Origin of the sequence: Streptomyces sp. NBC_01092 (assembly GCF_045039535.1) — a bacterium.
Taxonomy (GTDB): domain Bacteria; phylum Actinomycetota; class Actinomycetes; order Streptomycetales; family Streptomycetaceae; genus Streptomyces.
The window spans coordinates 7,344,341-7,363,990 of sequence record NZ_CP108659.1 but is presented as its reverse complement, the minus strand read 5'-3'; the positions used below and the strand labels follow the sequence as shown (position 1 = coordinate 7,363,990).

Sequence of the window (19,650 nt, the reverse complement as noted above, 5' to 3'; positions counted from 1 at the left end):
AGGGACGACCGCGGGCTCTCCTTCCACATCGTGTGGTCCGTGAGCCGTGGGAGGCCGCAGGTGTCGAGCGCAGCCGAACAGGAGGCGGTGGCCGGGGCGGTCGCCGCCGAGGAGGGGCGCCCGGCCGCCGTCGTGAACGGCGCGCGGCTCAAGGCGCCCGGTGTGCCCGTGTGGCCGGGCACGCCCGTGCCGCTCGGCGCCCGCTTCCGCGTCGGCCCGGACGGGGTGGCGGGCACCAACTTCGCGCTGTGGGCGGGCGGGGCGGAGTCGGTGGAGCTGTGTCTGTTCGATGAGCAGGGGAAGGAGACCCGCGCCCGGCTCACCGAGCTGACGCACGAGATCTGGCACGGGTTCGTGCCGGGGGTCATGCCCGGCCAGCGGTACGGCTACCGGGTGCACGGCCGCTGGGACCCGTGGACCGGCGGCCGCTGGAACCCGGCGAAGCTGCTCCTGGACCCGTACGCCCGTGCGGTGGACGGCGACTTCAGCCTGCCGCCGGAGGTGTACGGGCACGTCCGCGACTGGCCGCAGCAGCATGTCGCGGACACTGTGCGCGACGAGCGGGACTCGGCGCCGTACGTCCCGAAGGGCGTCGTCGTCCACGATGACGACGACTGGGCGGACGACCGCCGGCCGAAGACGCCGTGGGCCGACTCGGTGATCTACGAGGTGCATGTCCGCGGGTTCACGAAGCTGCACCCGGGGATCCCGGAGGAGCTGCGGGGCACGTACGCCGGTCTCGCGCACCCGGCGGCGATCGAGCATCTGGTGAAGCTGGGTGTGACGGCCGTGGAGCTGCTGCCGGTGCACCAGTTCGCGCACGAGGACCATCTGCTGCGCAAGGGCCTGCGCAACTACTGGGGCTACAACTCCCTCGGGTACTTCGCCCCGCACGCCGCCTACGCCGCCTCCGGTACGACCGGTCAGCAGGTCGGCGAGTTCAAGCGGATGGTCCGCGCCCTGCACGCCGCCGGGATCGAGGTCATCCTCGACGTGGTCTACAACCACACGGCGGAGGCGGGCGAGCTGGGCCCGACACTCTCGCTGAAGGGCATCGACAACCGGGGGTACTACCGGTTGCAGTCGGACGCGCGCCGGTACGCCGACTACACGGGCTGCGGGAACACCCTCCACGTCGTCCAGCCGCATGTGCTCCGGCTGATCACCGACTCGCTGCGGTACTGGGTGACGGAGATGGGGGTGGACGGCTTCCGCTTCGACCTGGCCGCCGCGCTGGCCCGCTCCATGCACGACGTCGACATGCTGTCGCCGTTCCTCGCGGTCATCGCGCAGGATCCGGTGCTGCGGCGGGTGAAGCTGATCGCCGAGCCGTGGGACGTCGGCTCGGGCGGCTACCAGGTCGGGGCCTTCCCGCCGCTGTGGACGGAGTGGAACGACCGCTACCGCAATGCCGTACGGGACTTCTGGCGGGGCGCCCTGCCGGACGTACGGGATCTGGGGTACCGGCTGTCGGGGTCGAGCGACCTGTACGCGTGGGGCGGGCGGCGGCCGTACGCCTCGGTGAACTTCGTGACCGCGCACGACGGCTTCACGCTGCGGGACCTGGTGTCCTACGAGCGCAAGCACAACGAGGCGAACGGCGAGGGCAACCGGGACGGCTCCGACGACAACCGGGCCTGGAACTGCGGCGCCGAGGGCGAGACGGACGACGAGGGGGTACGGGGGCTCAGGCGCCGGCAGCTGCGGAACCTGCTGACGACGCTGCTGCTATCGACGGGCGTGCCGATGCTGGTCGCGGGTGACGAGCTGGGGCGCACACAGCGCGGCAACAACAACGCGTACTGCCAGGACAACGAGATCAGCTGGCTGGACTGGGGGCTGCTGGAGGAGCCCGGCTGGAAGGCCCTGTTCGACCTGACCGCCCGGCTGATCGAGCTGCGCCACCGGCACCCGGTGCTCCGTCGCCGGGCCTTCTTCTCCGGGCGGGCGCACTCGGCGGACGGGCTGCGCGACCTTGCCTGGTTCACCTCGCGGGGCACGGAGATGACGGAACGGGACTGGTACGCGCCGGCCGCCACGCTCGGCATGTATCTGTCCGGGCGGGACATCCCGGGCCGGGACGAGCGCGGGGCGCCGATAGTCGACGACAGCTTCCTGGCCGTCCTGCACGCCGGGGACCGGCCGGCGAGCTTCGTGCTGCCGGGGCCGCCGTGGGCGCGGCGGTACGAGGTCGTCGTCGACACCTCGCGGGAGGAGCAGGGGGACGCGCCGGGCGTGGAGCACCGGGCGGGGGCGGCGATCACGGTTCCGGCGCGGGCGGTGCTGTTGCTGCGGGTCGACTGAGGCAGCGTCTCAGGTCATTGACACAACGGGGCAAGTCATTGAGGCAGCGTTTCAAGGTCATGAAATCCCCGCCCGTTTCCTGGTCCTGGGATCGGCCCGCTGATCGACTGAGGCGCATGCCCGAGATATCCCGCCGTGCCTTCGGTGGTCTCGTCGGCGGCGGTGCCGTGACCGCCGTCGCCGCTGCGACCACCGCCGCCGAAGCCGCCCCCGCCGAGCGCCCCTTCAAGTCCCGCCCCGCCGCCTCCGGCAGGCGCCCCAACCTCCTCGTGATCCTCGGCGACGACCTCGGCTGGGCCGATCTGTCCTCCTACGGCGCCCCGCACATCCGCACGCCGAACCTGGACCGGCTGGCCCGCCAGGGGGTGCGGTTCACGAACGCGTACTCCGGCTCGGCGACCTGCTCCCCGACCCGGTTCAGCCTGTACACCGGGCGGTACCCGGGCCGTACGCCGGGCGGCCTCGCCGAGCCCATCGCCAGCCGGACGCAGGGGCTCGACCCGAACCACCCCACCCTCGCCTCCCTGCTGAAGAAGGCGGGCTACGCCACCGCGCTCATCGGCAAGTGGCACTGCGGCTGGCTGCCGGACTACAGCCCCACCAAGTCCGGCTGGGACGAGTTCTTCGGGAACTTCGGCGGCGTCCTGGAGTACTTCTCCAAGCTCGGCCAGCTCGGCTCCTACGACCTGTACGAGGGCGACGCCGAGTACAAGGACCTGCGGTACTACACGACGGTGCTGACCGAGCGGGCCGTCGAGTACGTCGGCCGGGACCACGACAGGCCCTGGCTGCTGAACCTCAACTTCACCACCCCGCACTGGCCCTGGCTGGCGGAGGGCGACGAGGAGACCGGCGCGGAGATCGAGGCGAAGATCCGGGCGGCGAAGAGCCAGGCGGAGGTCAGCAGGGCGCTCAACCACTACGACGGCGGCTCGGTCGAGAAGTACGCGCAGATGGTGGAGAGCCTGGACGCGGCAGTCGGCGAGGTGCTCGACGCCCTGCGCCACTCGGGTCAGGAGGACAACACCGTCGTGCTGTTCGCCAGTGACAACGGCGGCGAGCGCTACTCCTACAACTGGCCGCTCAGCGGCGAGAAGTTCGTGCTGCTGGAGGGCGGCATCCGGGTTCCGTCGATCCTGCGCTGGCCGGCCCGGATCGACGGCCGGCAGGTCAGCCACGAGCCGGTCTTCTCCCCCGACTGGACGGCGACCCTGCTGGAGCTGGGCGGAGCGCGGCCCGACCCGGCGTACCCGCTGGACGGCACCAGCCTCGCGGGCTACCTGCTGCGCGGCAAGGAGCTGCCGGAGCGGGACCTGTTCTGGCGGGTGCGCGCCAACCGGGCCCTCAGGCGCGGGGACTGGAAGTACTACCGGGACGAGAAGGGCACCGACCACCTCTACGACCTCGGCGCCGACCAGCGCGAGCGGGCTAATCTGGCACCCGACGAGCCGGAGTTGCTGGCGGAGCTCCGGGCGTCCTGGGAGAGGATCGCATCCGGTCTCCTCCCCTACCCGAGCTAAGCGGACCTGGTGAAGTCGACGGCGGTTCGGCAGCGCCGCCCAGGGGCGCGGGGCAGTTTCGACATGCGGCTCCGCCGCGCGGGCGCGACCAGCCACGATGGCGCCGCAGACGAACGAGGGCGTATCACGGCACATCCAGCGGAGCGCCTAGCCGAGGATCCCCCGCTCGTACGCCGTCGCGACCGCGGCCGCCCGGTCGTTGACGCCCAGCTTGGCGTACAGGTGGGTGAGGTGCGTCTTCACGGTCGCCTCGCTGATGAAGAGTTCGCGGGCGATCTCGCGGTTGGGGGTGCCCTTGGCGACCAGGGCCAGGACCTCGCGCTCGCGGGCCGAGAGGGGCTCGTTGCCGGGGGCCCTCGGGGTGCGGACCGCGGAGACCAGGCGGGAGGCGACGGCCGGGGAGAGGACCGTGCGGCCCTCGGCGGCGGCCCGTACCGCGGTGAACAACTCGTCGCGCGGGGCGTCCTTCAGGAGATAGCCCGTCGCGCCCGCCTCGATGGCGGGGAGGGTGTCGGAGTCGGTGTCGTACGTGGTCAGCACGAGGACCTTGGCGCGGGCGCCGGTGCGGGTGAGGTGGGCGATCGCCGCGACTCCGCCGCCGCCCGGCATACGCAGGTCCATCAGGACCACGTCGGGGTCGAGTGCGGCGGCCCGCTCCAGGGCCTCCTCGCCGCTCGCCGCCTCGCCGAGCACGACGAAGCCGGGTGCGGACTCGAACATGCCGCGCAGACCGTCCCGTACGACGGGATGGTCGTCGACGATCAACAGGGAGATGGCCGCCCGGTCACTCATGGCGTACTGATCACTCGTGGCGTAGTCGTCACTCATGGCGTACCAAAGGTACGCGAGCCGACAGTGCCGTGCCGCGCCCCGGTTCGGACTCGACGGTGAGGCAGCCTGCGATGCGCTCGGCGCGGGCGCGCATGCCGGCCAGGCCGAAGCCGCCGGCATGGCTGCGCTCGGGCAACGCGAGCGGGTCGAAGCCCTTGCCGTCGTCGCGGATGTCGAGGATGACCTCGTCGCCGAGGAAGGAGAGGGTGACGCCGACGCGGGTCGCGCGGGCGTGCCGGGAGGCGTTGGAGAGGGCTTCCTGGGCGATCCTCAGCAGGGTCGCGGAGAGCTCGTCGTGGAGGTGTTCGGCGGTGCCGGTGACGGTGAAGTCGGCGCGGATTCCGGTTCGTTCGGCCCATTCGGCGACCGTGCCCTTCAGGGCCTGCGGCAGTCCGTCGTTCTCCAGGGCCATGGGCGCGAGGTTGTGCACCGAGCGGCGGGCCTCGCCGAGGCTGTGGCGGGCGAGGGCCGAGGCGCGGTCGAGGTGGGCGCGGGCGGTGGGCAGGTCGGCAGCGTTCGCGACGACCTGGAGCTGGGCGATGATGCCGGTCAGGCCCTGGGCGATGGTGTCGTGGATCTCGGCGGCGAGCCGGCGGCGCTCGTCGGCGACGCCTGCCTCGCGTGCCTGGACGAGGAGTTGGGCGTGCAGGGCGGCGTTCTCCTCCAGGGCCTGGTGCAGCGCCTTGTTGGTGCGTTCGAGTTCGGCGATGGTCTCGGCGCGGGCCCGGGAGCGTTCCTCCTGCTGGCTGGTGAGGTGGCCGACCACCGTCAGGATGACGTTGTTGACCACCAGGAGCCCGGCGAACACCGCCCACTGCACCGGCTCGTGGAACGGCATCCCCCCGGCCTGCGAGCCCGACACGGCGATCGAGCAGGCGAACGGGCCGACCCACCGCAGTCGCCGGCCGGGGATCAGCTCGTCGGAGTCGAAATAGCCGGTGACCGCGTAGAACGCGAAGAACGGATTGAGCCAGGTGAGCGCGAAGCCGAGCGCCCAGCGCAGCGCGTAGTACACCGCGCCGGCCGTGGTGGGTCCGGGGCGGGTGCGGCTCGCCCGGCCCCACCACAGCTGGAGTACGAAACCGGCGGCGACCAGCACCGCGACCGTGATCCGCTCCGCCGGGCCGGGCGTCAGTTCGGCGGTGGCGGCCGACAGCAGGGTGCCGACCGCGAGCAGCCCGTAGGGCCCCTTGCTGCGGATGAGTTCCCAGCGCCGCTCGATGTCGGTGTCCGCCGCCGTCATGCCTCCAGTCTGCACGGCCGGCCGCCTACTCCCAGCGGAACCAGCGCGCGGCCGCCGCCGACAGCGCCACGGTCCAGACGGCCATGACGCCGAGGTGCGCCCAGCCGGGCCAGTCGCCGGCCGTGGCCGAATTCAGCGCCTGTGCGGCCGCGCCGAACGGCGTGAACCCGACGATGTCGGCCATCAGGTCGGGCATGGCCTGCACCGGCAGCCACACCCCCGCGCAGAACAGCATCGGGAAGAACACCGCCGTACCGACGGCACCGGCGATCTTCACCGTCCCCGACACCGCCGAGATCACCGACCCCAGCGCGAGCGCGACGAGGACCGCGAGGACCAGCGCGAGCAGATAGCCGTACGGCTGTCCGGGCAGTCGGACGTCGTAGACGAGCCGTCCGACCGCGAGGGCCAGCAGCGCCGAGAGCAGCGCGGCCACGGCGTGCACCAGCATCTGCGCGGACAGCAGCGCCGACGGCCGGACCGGTGTGGTGGACATCCGGCGCAGGATGCCCTGCTCGCGGTATCCGGTCAGGCCGACCGGCATCGACTGCACTCCGGCGACGATCATGCCGACGAGGACGGTCACGGGCACGTAGGTGTCGACGATGCGCAGGCCCCCGAGGCCGTCCTGGTGCTCGCGGAACGCGGGGACGGCGCCCAGGATCGCCAGCAGCACGGGCGGGAAGACCAGGATCCAGAAGAGGCTGCCGGGCTCGCGGGCGAGCAGGCGGGCCTCGGTGCGCAGTACGGCGGTGTTCATGGCGTGGGCTCCGTGATCTGCGAGGTCTCCGTCAGGTCCAGGAACGCGTCGTCGAGCGTGGCGTCGCTGACGCGCAGTTGGTGGGCGGTGATGCGGTGGCGGGCGAGCAGCGTGATCACGGCGTTGACCGTCTCGTCGCTGCCGGCCAGGGTGATGCGGCCGTCCTTGTGCTCGACGGAGGCGAGCGCGGGCAGGGCGCTGAGCTCGCTGTCGTCCAGCGGCGCGGACGGCGTGAAGGTGATCACGGTGGCGCGGGCGGAGCGGCGGATCAGGCCGGCCGGGGTGTCCAGGGCGGCGATCCGGCCCTTGTCGATCACGGCGATCCGGTCGCAGAGGCGCTGTGCCTCCTCCATGAAGTGGGTGACGAGCAGGACGGTCACGCCGTTCGCGCGGATGTCCTCGATGAGCTGCCAGGTGTCGCGGCGGGCCCTGGGGTCGAGGCCGGTCGTCAGCTCGTCCAGGACGACGATCCTGGGGTTGCCGACGAGGGCGAGCGCGATGAACAGGCGCTGCTTCTGACCGCCGGACAGCTTGCCGAACCGGGTGCCGAGCCGGTCGGTCAGACCCAGGCGTTCGGCGAGCGGGCGCCAGTCGGCGGGGCCGGTGTAGAAGGAGGCGTAGAGCTGGAGCGCCTCGCGCACGGTGAGTTTCTCCTGGAGGCGGCCCTCCTGGAGCTGGGCGCCGAGGACGTGGGAGACCTTCTCGTGATCGGCGACGGGATCGAGGCCGGTGACGCGCACGCGGCCCGCGTCGGGCACGCGCAGGCCCTCGACGCATTCGACGGTGGTGGTCTTGCCGGCGCCGTTGGGGCCGAGGATGCCGAAGATCTCGCCCTCCTCGACGGTGAAGGAGACGCCGTCGACGACGGTGCGGCCGCCGTAGGACTTGCGCAGGTCGGTGACTTCGATGACGGACATGGCATCAGGGTCGCGGCGCGGCGGGGTCCGCCACATCGGCCGTCACGCTCGAAGCGGCATCGGCCGATCGGTTGATGCGGCGGGTACGACCCCTCACCTCGTTCCTGGTCGTAGGACCAGCGACCGAGTGCGGACCGGCCAAAACTCGGTGGGCAGTGTCAGTGGCGATCCGTAGGCTCGCTGCTGATGGTGACGACACGTGCAAGCGCCGAGGACAGGTCCGATCGTTCCGCCGTCCGTACGCTGCTGCGTCTGTGGCCGTATGTGCGGCCTGTGCGGGTGCGGCTGTTCACCGCCGCGGGCGTGGCGGTCGTCGCCTCGTGTCTGACGCTGGTCATCCCGCTCGTCCTGAAGTGGATGGTGGACGGACCCGTCACCGACCGGGATCCGGCCGGGGTGTGGCTCGGGGCGCTGTGTCTGCTGCTGCTCGGGTTCGCGGAGGCGTTGCTGTTCGGGCTGCGGCGGTGGCTGGTGGCGCGGCCGCTGGCGGGGGTCGAGGCGGCGATGCGGGCGGATCTGTACCGGCGTCTGCAGCGGCTGCCGGTGGCGTTCCACGACCGGTGGGCCTCGGGGCAGTTGCTGTCGCGGGGCACGACGGATCTGATGCTGGTCCGTATGTTCCTCGCCTTTCCGCTGACGTTCCTGCTGGTCAACAGCGTGACGATCCTCGTCGGCGTGATCATCATGCTGCTTCAGGACTGGACGCTGGGGCTGGTGATCCTGATCCCGGCCGTGCCCGTGATGGTCACCTGCGTGATCTTCGAGAAGCGGTACGCCGAGGTGGCGCGGCGCGCGCAGGACCAGGTCGGCGATCTGACGACGGTCGTCGAGGAGAGCGTGCTCGGGATCCGGATCATCAAGGGCTTCGGGCGGCACCGCAGTCAGGCGCGGGCGTTCCGGGACCTGTCGGGCACCCTGCGCGGCACGGAGCTGCGCAAGGCCCGGCTGCTGGCGGCGATCTGGGGCGTCATCGTGACGCTGCCGGAGCTGGCCATCGGGGCGGCGCTGGTGCTGGGCGCCGTGCAGGTGGCGGACGGGGAACTGTCGGCGGGCACGCTGGTGGCGTTCCTGTCGACGGCACTCGCGCTGCGCTGGCCCGTGGACTCGATCGGCTTCCTGCTGGCGATGAGCCAGGAGGCGGCGACGGCGACGGAGCGGTATTTCGAGGTCATGGACGAGGAGCCGGAGGGGCATGAGGTCTCCACGGTGCAGGAGGACCGTTCCGACCTCGGACTGCGGTTCCACGACGTGCGGTTCCGCTATCCCGACGCCCCCGAAGACTCCCCACCCACCCTCGACCGCATCGACCTGCACATCCGCCCCGGCGAATCCATGGCCCTCGTAGGCACAACCGGAAGCGGCAAAACCACCCTCACCGCCCTCGTCCCCCGCCTCCACGAGGTGACGTCCGGCCACATCACCCTCGACGGCCAGGACATCACCGCGATGACCAGAGAAGCGCTGCGCGAACTCGTGGCCGTCGCCTTCGAGGAACCCACCCTCTTCTCGGCCAGCGTCGCCGAGAACGTACTCATGGGTGCCGAGGACGGCGCGGGAGAACCCGAGTTGGAGCGGGCGCTGGCCGTCGCGCAGGCCGCCTTCGCGCACGAACTGCCGCACGGAACCGGCACCCAGGTCGGCGAGCAGGGCCTCAGTCTCTCCGGCGGCCAGCGCCAGCGCCTCGCGCTTGCGCGGGCGGTCGTCGGCCGGCCCAGGTTCCTCGTCCTCGACGACCCCCTGTCCGCACTCGACGTGCACACGGAGGCCGCCGTCGAGGCCGCTCTGCGGGACGTCCTCGCGGAGACGACCGCCCTGATCGTCGCCCACCGCCCGTCGACCGTGCTGCTCGCCGACCGCGTCGCCCTGCTCTCCGGCGGCCGCATCACAGCCGTCGGCACCCACCAGGAACTGCTGCGCAGCAACGCCGAGTACGCCCATCTGATGGCCGGAACCGAGGAGGCCGACCGATGACGGCGACCACCGCCACCGCACCGGGCAAGGAACAGCCGGCCGAGGAACCCCCCAAGGGCGGCGATCCCTTCGACCGCGACGTCCTGCCCACTCCCCAGGGCGCCACCGCCGCGCTCCTGCGCTCGCTGCTCGCCCCCATGAAGGCCCGCGTCGCCCTCACCACGCTTCTGCTGCTGCTCCAGCAGGCGGCGGTGCAGGCGGGGCCGCTGCTGGTGGCGTACGCCATCGACTCGGCCGTGCCCGCGTTCCGGCGGGACGACCTCGGGCCGCTGATCGCGGTCGGGGTCGGCTATCTGCTGTGCGCGGTCGTCTCCGGCACCCTCCAGTACGCGTTCATCCTGGTCGCCGCCCGCGTCAACCAGGACGTGCTGCTCGACCTGCGCGGCCGTATCTTCCGCCATGCCCAGGCCCTGAGCATCGACTTCCACGAGCGCTACACCTCGGGGCGGCTCATCTCCCGCTCCACCACGGACGTGGAGTCCCTGCGCGAGCTCCTGAACGAGGGCCTTCAGGAGCTCGTCACCGTCATCCTGTCGTTCGTCTACATCTCGGCGATGCTGCTGTGGCTGGACCTCGGTCTCGGCGCGGTCGCCATGGCGTCCTTCGTGCCGCTGTACCTCCTCGTACGGCTCTACCGGCGGCGTGCCGCCCGGGTGTACACCCTGCGCTCCACCGCCATCGCGTCCGTGATCGTCAAGTTCGTGGAGACGATGAACGGCATCCGCCCGGTGCGCGCCTTCCGTCGCGAGGCCGCCAACGACGCCGACTTCCGCGTCCTGAACACCCGGCACGAGCGCACGAACGGCGACGCCCTGCTGGAGATGGCCCGTTACGTCGTCGGCTCCCGGCTCGTCGCCAACACGGCCGTCGCGGGGATCGTGCTGTGGGGCGCCTACCGCGTCGCGGGCGGCACGCTCGCCCTCGGTGTGCTGGCGGCGGCCGTGCTGTATCTGCGGCGGCTGTACGACCCGATCGACCGGCTCGGCATGTTCCTCAACTCGTACCAGTCGGCCGCGGCCTCCCTGGAGAAGATCGCCGGGCTGCTGGCCCAGACCCCGTCCGTGCCCGAGCCGCAGGCGCCCCGGCAGCTTCCGGCCCTGCGCTCGGAGCACCCCGGCCGCGAGGTCGTCTTCGACGGCGTCCGGTTCGGCTACCGCACCGGCGGCGAGGTGCTGCCCCGCTTCGACCTCACGTTCCCGGCCGGCCAGACGGTCGCGGTCGTCGGGTCCACCGGCGCCGGCAAGTCCACGCTGGCCAAGCTGCTCGCCCGCTTCTACGACCCCTCCGAGGGCCAGGTCCTGCTCGACGGCGTCGACCTGCGCGAGCTGTCCGTGCCCGAACTGCGGCGCGGGGTCGTGATGGTGACGCAGGAGGCGTTCCTGTTCTCCGGCACGGTCGCCGAGAACATCGCCATCGGCCGGCCGGACGCCACCCGCGAGGACATCGAGCAGGCCGCGAAGGCCATCGGCGCGCACGACTTCATCAGCTCCCTGCCCGACGGCTACGACACCGACGTACGCAAGCGCGGCGGCCGTATCTCCGCCGGTCAGCGCCAACTCGTCGCGTTCGCGCGGGCGTTGCTCGCCGACCCGGCGGTGCTGATCCTCGACGAGGCGACCAGTTCGCTCGACATCCCCGGCGAACGGGCCGTGCAGCGCGCGATGACGACGGTCCTGCACGGGCGCACGGCCGTGGTCATCGCCCACCGCCTGTCCACGGTCGGGATCGCCGACCGGGTCCTGGTCATGGAGCACGGGCGGATCGTCGAGGACGGCACACCGGACGAACTGATCGCCGGCACGGGCAGGTTCGCGGATCTGCACCGGGCGTGGCGCGACAGCCTGGCGTAGCCGGGCGGCACGAGCGAGGAACGGGGCACGGGGAACGATGATCGACGCGTACGAGGATCCGGGCGAGCCCGACTGTCGCGGCGGCGCGCGCTATCTGTGGTGGCTGGTGACCCAGCAGGCGGGGCGGTCCGCGCTCGGGGCGCTGATCTCCGCCGTGTGGATGGTGCTGCTGGCGGCGACGCCGTATCTGCTCTCGCGCGCCGTGGACGAGGGGCTCGCGCCCGGTGACTACGCGGCGCTGGTGGCGTGGACGGGTGCGCTGGCCGGGGTGCACGTGTTCAACGCCTGGCTGAGCATCATGCGGCACCGCACGATGACGCGGGTGCGGATGGACGCCCTGTTCCGCACGATCAAGGTCCTGGTCGGGCAGTCCGTGCGGCTGGGCGCCGCGCTGCCGCGCCGGATCGGCGCCGGGGAGGTCGTCACGATCGGCGTGGGCGACGTGCAGACCATCAGCAACTCCCTGACCGTCATCGGGCCCGGGTTCGGGGCGATCGTCGCCTATCTGGCGGTGGCCGTGCTGCTGGTGTCGGTGTCGGTGCCGATCGCGGTGGTCGTGCTGCTCGGGATGCCGGCCATCGCCGTGCTCGTCGGACCGCTGCTCGGGCGGCTGCAGGGCACGGAGACGGAGTACCGGGAGCGGCAGGGCGTCCTGACCGCCCGTATCACCGACCTCGCGGGCGGACTGCGCGTCCTCAACGGCCTCGGCGGCAAGGACCTCGTCGCCGACGCCTTCCACCGCGACTCGCAGCGGCTGCGCGCGCAGGGGTACCGGGTCGGGGCGGTGACCAGCTGGGTGCAGGCGCTGGGGCTGGGACTGCCGACGCTGTTCCTGGCCGTGGTCACCTGGCTGGCGGCCCGGATGGCCGCCCAAGGGACCATCACGGTGGGCGAGTTGGTCTCGGTCTACGGGTACGTCGCGGTGCTGATCCGCCCGGTGGCGTTCTTCGTCGAGTTCGTCTACCAGGGTGCCCGGGGTGTGGTGGCGGCCCGGCAAGTCGTACGGTTCCTGCGGCTGGAGCCGATGACCGACACCGGCACCCGGGACGCGCCCGCGGAACAGGCGGCGCTGCACGACCCCGAGTCCGGCGTCCGGGTACTGCCGGGCCGCCTGACCGCACTGGCCGGCGCGCTGCCGGCGGACACGGCGGCCGTGGTCGACCGCCTGGGCCGCTACACCGCGTCGACGGCGACCTGGGGCGACATCCCCCTGGCCGAGATCGCGTTGCCGCAGCTCCGGGCCCGCATCCTGGTCGCCGACCACGAGTCCGACCTGTTCGCGGACACCCTGCGGGAGCTGATCGCCGGCCACGCGGACCGGGACGATCCGGCCATCGCACAGGCGGTGCGCACGGCGGTCGCCGAGGACATCGTCCGCGGCCTCCCCGACGGCCTCGACACCCCGATCGACGCCCAGGGCCGCAACCTCTCCGGCGGCCAACGCCAGCGCATCCGCCTGGTCCGCGCCCTGCTGGCCGACCCCGAGGTACTCCTGGCGGTGGAACCGACGTCGGCCCTGGACGCCCACACGGAGGCAAGGGTGGCGCAGCGCCTGCACGCGGCGAGACAGAACCGCACGACGGTCGTGACGACGACGTCCCCCCTGCTCCTGGACCGCGCGGACACGGTGCATTACCTGGTCGACGGCAAGGTGGCGGCGACGGGCACACACCGCGAACTGCTCGACGGGGAGCCGGGATACAAGGCATTGGTGGCACGGGACGAAGACGCCGAGGAGGTCATGAGTTGACGGTCGAGCAACGCCCCTCAGGGGCGCGGGGAACTGCGCGACAAGCCACAACACACCCGCACCCGGCAAACAACCCCACCCCCCGAGCTCTCCCCCGCAAAACCCTCCCCATCGCAGAACCCAAAGACGTACGCCGAGCGACCACCCGCCTGATCCGAGCAGACGCCGGCGCCTTCACAGCCGTACTCGCCCTGAACTCCCTCGCAGCGATCGCCGGCCTGGCCGCCCCCTACCTGGTGGGCCGCATCATCGACGAGGTCCGCGCCGGCCACGGCGTGGCGGCGGTGGACAAACTGGCCCTGGCCATCCTGACCGCGGCCGCAGCCCAACTGCTACTCGCCCGATGGGCACGGTACGTCGGACACAGATTCGGCGAACGGACACTGGCGCGCGTCCGCGAGGAGTTCGTCGACCGCACCCTCGCCCTCCCGGCGAACGTCGTGGAGCGAGCCGGCGCCGGCGACCTCACCGCCCGCGGCACCGGGGACGTCGCCCTGGTCGGCACCACGCTGCGCGACGTCGGCCCGGTGCTTCTCATCAGCTCCGTCCAGGTGGTGTTCCTGCTGGCCGCGGTGATCACGCTGAACCCGCTGCTCGGCGTCTGCGGAGTGCTCGGCTTCGGCGGCATCCACTGGGCGCTGCGCTGGTATCTGCGCCGGGCACGCGACGGCTACCTCGCCGAGGGCGCGGCCACCTCGGACGTCGCGGAGATCCTCGCGGCCACGGCGACCGGCGCCCGCACGGTGGAGGCGCTGCGCCTCGAAGAGCGGCGGGTGAGCGCGAGCCGTGACGCCCTGGAGACGTCCCGCCGGACCCGCTTCCACACCCTGTTCCTGCGCAGCGTCTTCTTCCCGGCCGTCGAGGTGTCGTACGTCGTCCCCATCGCCACGGTCCTGCTGCTCGGCGGTGTCCTGCTGGAGCGGGGCGAGCTGAGCCTCGGCGCCGTCGTGGCGGCCGCCCTGTATCTGCAACAGCTGGCCGATCCGCTGGACGAGATCCTGATGCGGGTCGAGCAACTCCAGAGCAGCGGCGCCTCCTTCGCCCGGGTGGAGGGCCTGGCGCGGGCCCCGCAGGCCACAGCGAGCGACTCTCCGACACCCGCCGACGACCGCATCGACGTGACCGGCGTGCGCTATGCCTACGACCGCGGCGGCGAGGTCCTCGGCGGTGTCGACCTGACCGTCCGGCCGGGGGAACGCCTCGCGGTGGTCGGCCCGTCCGGCGCCGGGAAGACAACCCTCAGCAGACTCCTCGCGGGCGTGGACGCGCCGAGCGCCGGCTCGGTCACGGTCGGCGGTGTGCCGGTCGTCGCGCTCGGCCCGGAGCAGCTGCGCCGCCAGGTCGTCCTGGTCACCCAGGAGCACCACGTCTTCCTCGGCACGGTCCGCGACAACCTGCGGATCGCCGAGCCGTCGGCCACGGACGAGGAGCTGTGGGCCGCCCTCACCGCGGTCGGCGCCGACACCTGGGTACGGCGGCTGCCCGAAGGCCTCGACACGGCGCTCGGCGACGGAGGCCGCGCCACGGACGGCTCGCAGGCGCAGCAGCTCGCGCTCGCCCGCGTGGTGCTGGCCGACCCGCACACCCTGATCCTCGACGAGGCGACGGCCCTGCTCGACCCGACGACCGCCCGCCACACCGAGCGCGCCCTGGCGGCCGTACTTCAGGGCCGTACGGTCATCGCCATCGCGCACCGGCTGCACACCGCGCACGACGCGGACCGCGTGGCCGTGATGGAGAACGGCCTCCTCACCGAGCTCGGCACGCATGACGAGCTGGTCGCGGCGGGCGGGGCGTACGCCTCGCTGTGGCGGTCCTGGCACGGGGAGCGGCCGGAGCGGCCCGCCTGAACAGGCGATCTATGCTCGTTGCCGTAGGAGATCCCTGGCACGCTGAAGAAAGCCAGCTGGAGAAAGCCACAGTAGAAAGCCGCGGTCCATTGAACTTCTGGTCGATCTACCAGCACGGCTTCGCGCGGGTCGCCGCGTGTACGGGCCACACCGTCATCGCCGACCCGCACGCCAACGCGGAGGCGGCGCTGCGGCAGGCGCGCGCGTGCGCGCAGGAGGGCGTGGCGGTCGCCGTCTTCCCCGAGCTGGGCCTGACCGGCTACTCGATCGAGGACCTGCTGCTCCAGGACCCGGTGCTCGACGAGGTCGAGCAGGCGCTCCAGACCGTGGTGGCCGGGTCGGCGGACCTGCTGCCGGTGCTGGTGGTCGGCGCGCCGCTGCGGCATCGCCACCGGATCTACAACTGCGCGGTGATCGTGCACCGCGGGCGGATCCTCGGCGTCGCGCCGAAGTCGTACCCGCCGAACTACCGCGAGTTCTACGAGCGGCGCCAGATCGCGTCCGGCGAGGACGAGCGCGGCGGCACGATCCGGGTCGGCGGCGAGGAGGTCCCCTTCGGCGTGGACCTGCTGTTCGAGGCCCGGGACGTCCCGGGCCTGGTGCTGCACGCGGAGATCTGCGAGGACATGTGGGTGCCGGTGCCGCCGAGCGCGGAGGCGGCGCTGGCCGGCGCGACCGTGCTCGCCAACCTCTCCGGCAGCCCGATCACGGTCGGCCGGGCCGAGGACCGCCGGCTGCTGTGCCGGGCGGCGTCCGCGCGCTGTCTGGCGGCGTACGTCTACTCGGCGGCAGGGCTCGGCGAGTCGACGACCGACCTGTCCTGGGACGGGCAGACCATGATCTACGAGAACGGCGCCCTGCTCGCCGAGTCGGACCGCTTCCCGCTCGGTGACCAGTACGCGGTGGCCGACGTCGACCTCGACCTGCTGCGGCAGGAGCGGCAGCGGATGGGCACCTTCGACGACAACCGGCGCGCGCACGCCGGGCGCACCGGCGACTTCCGGCGCATCGAGTTCCGGCTCGACCCGCCGATGACCGACCTCGGGCTGAAGCGCCGCGTCGAGCGCTTCCCGTTCGTGCCCGCCGACGCCGAACGCCTCGCCCTCGACTGCTACGAGGCGTACAACATCCAGGTGGCGGGCCTTCAGCAGCGGCTCGCGGCGATCGGCGGCCCGAAGGTCGTGATCGGGGTGTCGGGTGGTCTCGACTCCACGCATGCGCTGATCGTCGCCGCCCGGGCGATGGACCGTGCCGGGCGCCCGCGCAGCGACATCCTGGCCTTCACGCTGCCCGGCTTCGCCACCAGCGACCACACCAAGGGCAACGCCCACAAGCTGATGAACTCGCTCGGCGTCACCGCGGCCGAGCTGGACATCACGCCCACCGCGCGGCTGATGCTTCAGGAGATGGGCCACCCCTTCGGGGCCGGCGAGCCGGTGTACGACGTCACCTTCGAGAACGTGCAGGCGGGCCTGCGCACCGACTACCTGTTCCGGCTGGCCAACCAGCGCGGCGGCATCGTGCTCGGCACCGGCGACCTGTCGGAGCTGGCGCTCGGCTGGTCGACGTACGGCGTGGGCGACCAGATGAGCCACTACAACGTCAACTCCGGTGTGCCGAAGACGCTGATCCAGCATCTGATCCGCTGGGTCATCGGCAGCGAGCAGTTCGACGAGGAGACCGGCGGGACGCTGGCCGCGATCCTCGACACGGAGATCAGTCCGGAGCTGGTGCCGGGCGAGGAGATGCAGTCGACCGAGTCGAAGATCGGGCCGTACGCGCTGCACGACTTCACGCTCTTCCATGTGCTGCGGTACGGCTTCCGGCCGTCGAAGATCGCGTTCCTGGCCTGGCACGCCTGGCACGACGCGGAGGCGGGCGCGTGGCCGCCGGGCTTCCCCGAGGCGAAGCGGGTGGCCTACGACCTGGCCGAGATCCGGCGCTGGCTGGAGGTCTTCTGCCGTCGCTTCTTCGCGTTCGCACAGTTCAAGCGCTCGGCGATGCCGAACGGTCCGAAGGTCTCGGCGGGCGGTTCGCTCTCGCCGCGCGGCGACTGGCGGGCCCCGTCGGACGGCAACGCGGCCGCGTGGCTGCGCGATCTCGCGCGCTTCGACGTTTGACGCGTCTGGTCCGTTTATCGAACGTGAACTCCCGGACAACGAACGATTTCCGGCCAACTTTCTGACGCGGTCCTGACAGAAACCGCAACCACCTGCCACTCTTCCCACGGCCGCGCCACAGCAACCCCACAGCGCCGTCACGCGACGGTGCCCGCGGCCGAACTCCCGCACGCGCACGTTCAGTTCCCGCACGCGCACGTCGTTCTGCGTACTACCCCGAACTGCCCGGACGGCCCACCCGCCGACCGGTCTCCCCTGGCCGCGTGATCCGCGGCCGCGCAGAAGGAGTCAGTGTTGAGAGACAGTTCCTCCCACAGACGCGCCCCCCACACGGCGCCCCGCCGAATTGCCGCCGTCGCCCTCGTCGGCGTCGCCGCTCTGATCGCCGCAGCCGTCCAGACGGGCGCCGCCACCGCAGCCCCGGAGAAGGCACCGTCGGCCGCGGGCAAGGTCCTTCCGGGCGCCGAGTCCGTCAAGCTGTCCCCCGCCCAGCGCGCCGAGCTGATACGCGAGGCCAACTCCACCAAGGCGGACACCGCCAAGGACCTGGGCCTCGGCGCCAAGGAGAAGCTGGTCGTGCGTGACGTCGTCAAGGACGGCGACGGCACGGTCCACACCCGCTACGAGCGGACCTACGACGGTCTGCCCGTCCTCGGCGGCGACCTGGTCGTCGAGACCACGAAGTCCGGCGCGACCAAGGACGTCGTGAAGGCGACCCGCGCCGCCATCAAGCCGGCGACCACGACCGCCGCCGTACCCGCAGCCAAGGCTCAGAAGCAGGCGCTGGCCGCCGCGAAGGCCGAGGACGCCAAGAGCCCGGACGTCAACCGGGCGCCCCGCAAGGTGATCTGGGCCGCGGACGGCAAGCCGACCGTGGCGTACGAGACGGTCGTCGGCGGCTTCCAGCACGACGGCACCCCGCAGGAACTGCACGTCATCACCGACGCCACCACCGGCGACAAGCTGTACGAGTGGGAGGCCATCGAGACCGGCACCGGCAACACGGTGTACAGCGGCACGGTCACGCTCGGCACCACGCAGTCGGGATCGACGTACAACCTCACCGACGGCGCGCGCGGCGGCCACAAGACGTACAACCTCAACCGCGGCACCTCCGGAACCGGCACCCTCTTCTCCGGCCCGGACGACGTCTGGGGCAACGGCAGCCCGTCCAACCTGGAGTCCGCGGGCGCCGACGCGCACTACGGTGCCGCGCTGACGTGGGACTACTACAAGAACGTGCACGGCCGCAGCGGTATCAAGGGCGACGGCGTCGGCGCCTACTCCCGGGTCCACTACGGCAACAACTACGTCAACGCGTTCTGGTCCGACAGCTGCTTCTGCATGACGTACGGCGACGGCTCGGGCAACGCGAACCCGCTGACGTCGATCGACGTGGCCGCGCACGAGATGACCCACGGGCTCACCTCGAACACGGCCGGCCTCATCTACAGCGGCGAGTCGGGCGGCCTGAACGAGGCCACCTCCGACATCTTCGGCTCGACCGTCGAGTTCTTCGCCAACAACTCCTCCGACGTCGGTGACTACCTCATCGGCGAGGAGATCGACATCAACGGCGACGGCACCCCGCTGCGCTACATGGACAAGCCGAGCAAGGACGGCGCGTCCAAGGACGCCTGGTACTCGGGCATCGGCTCGATCGACGTGCACTACTCGTCGGGCCCCGCGAACCACTTCTTCTACCTGCTGAGCGAGGGCAGCGGCACCAAGACCATCAACGGTGTCACCTACGACTCGCCCACCTCGGACGGCCTTCCGGTCACCGGCATCGGCCGCGACAAGGCGGAGAAGATCTGGTTCCGCTCGCTGACCACCAAGTTCACCTCGAACACCAACTACGCGGCCGCCCGCACCGGCACCCTCGCGGCCGCCGGTGAGCTCTACGGCACCACGAGCGCCGAGTACAAGGCCGTGCAGGACGCCTGGGCCGGCGTCGCCGTGGGCACCCGCCCCGGGGGCGGCGGCGGTACGTCGTTCGAGAGCGGCACCGACGTGTCGATCCCGGACAACGGCGCGGCCGTGACGTCGCCGATCACGGTCTCCGGCCGTACCGGCAACGCGCCGTCCAACCTCCAGGTCGCCGTGGACATCGTCCACACCTACGTCGGTGACCTCAAGGTGGATCTGCTCGCCCCCGACGGCACGGTGTACACGCTGAAGGGGTACGGCACCGGCGGCAGTTCGGACAACCTCAACACCACGTACACGGTGAACGCGTCCTCCGAGGTCGCCAACGGCGTCTGGACGCTGCGGGTCCAGGACAACGCGGCCATCGACACGGGTTACATCAACAGCTGGAAGGTCACCTTCCCGTAGACCCGTTTCCCGTAGGCCCGTTCGTGTTCTGCCTCTGACAGGGCGCCGTCTCGGTGGGTTCAACTCCCGCCGGGACGGCGCCCGTTCACATTTCTGAAACATTCATCCAACAGTCAAATCTTGGCCAACATCACCGCCCCCTCCTGACATGTACGCGCCCCAGGTGTCACGCTTCCCTCACCCGCCGCACAAGCACC

Annotated in this window: 12 protein-coding genes; 8 read left to right on the top strand and 4 right to left on the bottom strand. The window is 71.6% G+C overall.

The annotated features are described in order from the left end of the window. Nucleotides 1–60: 60 nt before the first annotated feature. Complete coding sequence (gene glgX, locus OG254_RS33580; protein ID WP_405589264.1) at nucleotides 61–2,304, top strand: glycogen debranching protein GlgX; 2,244 nt, start codon at nucleotides 61–63, stop codon at nucleotides 2,302–2,304. Nucleotides 2,305–2,420: 116 nt separating this feature from the next. Continuing rightward, nucleotides 2,421–3,824, top strand: a complete 1,404-nt coding sequence (locus tag OG254_RS33575) for a sulfatase (protein ID WP_405589261.1) — start codon at nucleotides 2,421–2,423, stop codon at nucleotides 3,822–3,824. Nucleotides 3,825–3,971: 147 nt separating this feature from the next. Here the strand turns inward: OG254_RS33575 and OG254_RS33570 are convergent, their stop codons facing one another. From OG254_RS33570 to OG254_RS33555, 4 genes are read right to left on the bottom strand one after another with little or no spacing between them, the layout of a single operon-like run. After that, nucleotides 3,972–4,616, bottom strand: a complete 645-nt coding sequence (locus OG254_RS33570) for a response regulator (protein ID WP_405595352.1) — start codon at nucleotides 4,614–4,616, stop codon at nucleotides 3,972–3,974. A 28-nt stretch (nucleotides 4,617–4,644) separates the two neighbouring features. After that, on the bottom strand, nucleotides 4,645–5,898 hold the full coding sequence (locus tag OG254_RS33565; RefSeq protein WP_405589260.1) for a sensor histidine kinase: 1,254 nt from the start codon (nucleotides 5,896–5,898) through the stop codon (nucleotides 4,645–4,647). A gap of 25 nt (nucleotides 5,899–5,923) precedes the next feature. Next, complete coding sequence (locus OG254_RS33560; RefSeq protein ID WP_351188078.1) at nucleotides 5,924–6,658, bottom strand: ABC transporter permease; 735 nt, start codon at nucleotides 6,656–6,658, stop codon at nucleotides 5,924–5,926. Next, the gene (locus OG254_RS33555; RefSeq protein WP_405589255.1) at nucleotides 6,655–7,575 is read right to left on the bottom strand and encodes an ATP-binding cassette domain-containing protein; all 921 of its coding nucleotides are present in this window, start codon (nucleotides 7,573–7,575) and stop codon (nucleotides 6,655–6,657) included. The genes OG254_RS33560 and OG254_RS33555 overlap by 4 nt, the downstream gene beginning before the upstream one ends. A gap of 186 nt (nucleotides 7,576–7,761) precedes the next feature. Here OG254_RS33555 and OG254_RS33550 point away from each other — a divergent pair, with 186 nt between their 5' ends. The 6 genes from OG254_RS33550 (at nucleotide 7,762) to OG254_RS33525 (ending at nucleotide 19,453) form a co-directional block, all read left to right on the top strand. Continuing rightward, a complete protein-coding gene (locus tag OG254_RS33550) occupies nucleotides 7,762–9,546 on the top strand; it encodes an ABC transporter ATP-binding protein (protein ID WP_405589252.1) in 1,785 nt (594 codons plus the stop codon). Then, on the top strand, nucleotides 9,543–11,396 hold the full coding sequence (locus OG254_RS33545) for an ABC transporter ATP-binding protein (RefSeq protein ID WP_405589249.1): 1,854 nt from the start codon (nucleotides 9,543–9,545) through the stop codon (nucleotides 11,394–11,396). The genes OG254_RS33550 and OG254_RS33545 overlap by 4 nt, the downstream gene beginning before the upstream one ends. Before the next feature lie 37 nt (nucleotides 11,397–11,433). Beyond that, complete coding sequence (locus OG254_RS33540; RefSeq protein WP_405589246.1) at nucleotides 11,434–13,146, top strand: ABC transporter ATP-binding protein; 1,713 nt, start codon at nucleotides 11,434–11,436, stop codon at nucleotides 13,144–13,146. Between the two features lie 110 nt (nucleotides 13,147–13,256). After that, entirely contained in the window at nucleotides 13,257–14,996 is a 1,740-nt protein-coding gene (locus OG254_RS33535) for an ABC transporter ATP-binding protein (RefSeq protein WP_405595349.1), read from the top strand. Nucleotides 14,997–15,085: 89 nt separating this feature from the next. After that, complete coding sequence (locus OG254_RS33530; RefSeq protein ID WP_405589243.1) at nucleotides 15,086–17,116, top strand: NAD(+) synthase; 2,031 nt, start codon at nucleotides 15,086–15,088, stop codon at nucleotides 17,114–17,116. Between the two features lie 294 nt (nucleotides 17,117–17,410). Then, nucleotides 17,411–19,453, top strand: a complete 2,043-nt coding sequence (locus OG254_RS33525) for a M4 family metallopeptidase (protein ID WP_405589240.1) — start codon at nucleotides 17,411–17,413, stop codon at nucleotides 19,451–19,453. The last annotated feature ends 197 nt before the right edge of the window (nucleotides 19,454–19,650 follow it).

What these genes read in the sequence shown, in the direction of transcription:
- OG254_RS33575 (WP_405589261.1), top strand. Translation starts at nt 2,421, where the DNA reads ATGCCCGAGATATCCCGCCGTGCCTTCGGTGGTCTCGTCGGCGGCGGT.
- OG254_RS33570 (WP_405595352.1), bottom strand. Translation starts at nt 4,616, where the DNA reads ATGAGTGACCGGGCGGCCATCTCCCTGTTGATCGTCGACGACCATCCC.
- OG254_RS33565 (WP_405589260.1), bottom strand. Translation starts at nt 5,898, where the DNA reads ATGACGGCGGCGGACACCGACATCGAGCGGCGCTGGGAACTCATCCGC.
- OG254_RS33560 (WP_351188078.1), bottom strand. Translation starts at nt 6,658, where the DNA reads ATGAACACCGCCGTACTGCGCACCGAGGCCCGCCTGCTCGCCCGCGAG.
- OG254_RS33555 (WP_405589255.1), bottom strand. Translation starts at nt 7,575, where the DNA reads ATGTCCGTCATCGAAGTCACCGACCTGCGCAAGTCCTACGGCGGCCGC.
- OG254_RS33550 (WP_405589252.1), top strand. Translation starts at nt 7,762, where the DNA reads ATGGTGACGACACGTGCAAGCGCCGAGGACAGGTCCGATCGTTCCGCC.
- OG254_RS33545 (WP_405589249.1), top strand. Translation starts at nt 9,543, where the DNA reads ATGACGGCGACCACCGCCACCGCACCGGGCAAGGAACAGCCGGCCGAG.
- OG254_RS33540 (WP_405589246.1), top strand. Translation starts at nt 11,434, where the DNA reads ATGATCGACGCGTACGAGGATCCGGGCGAGCCCGACTGTCGCGGCGGC.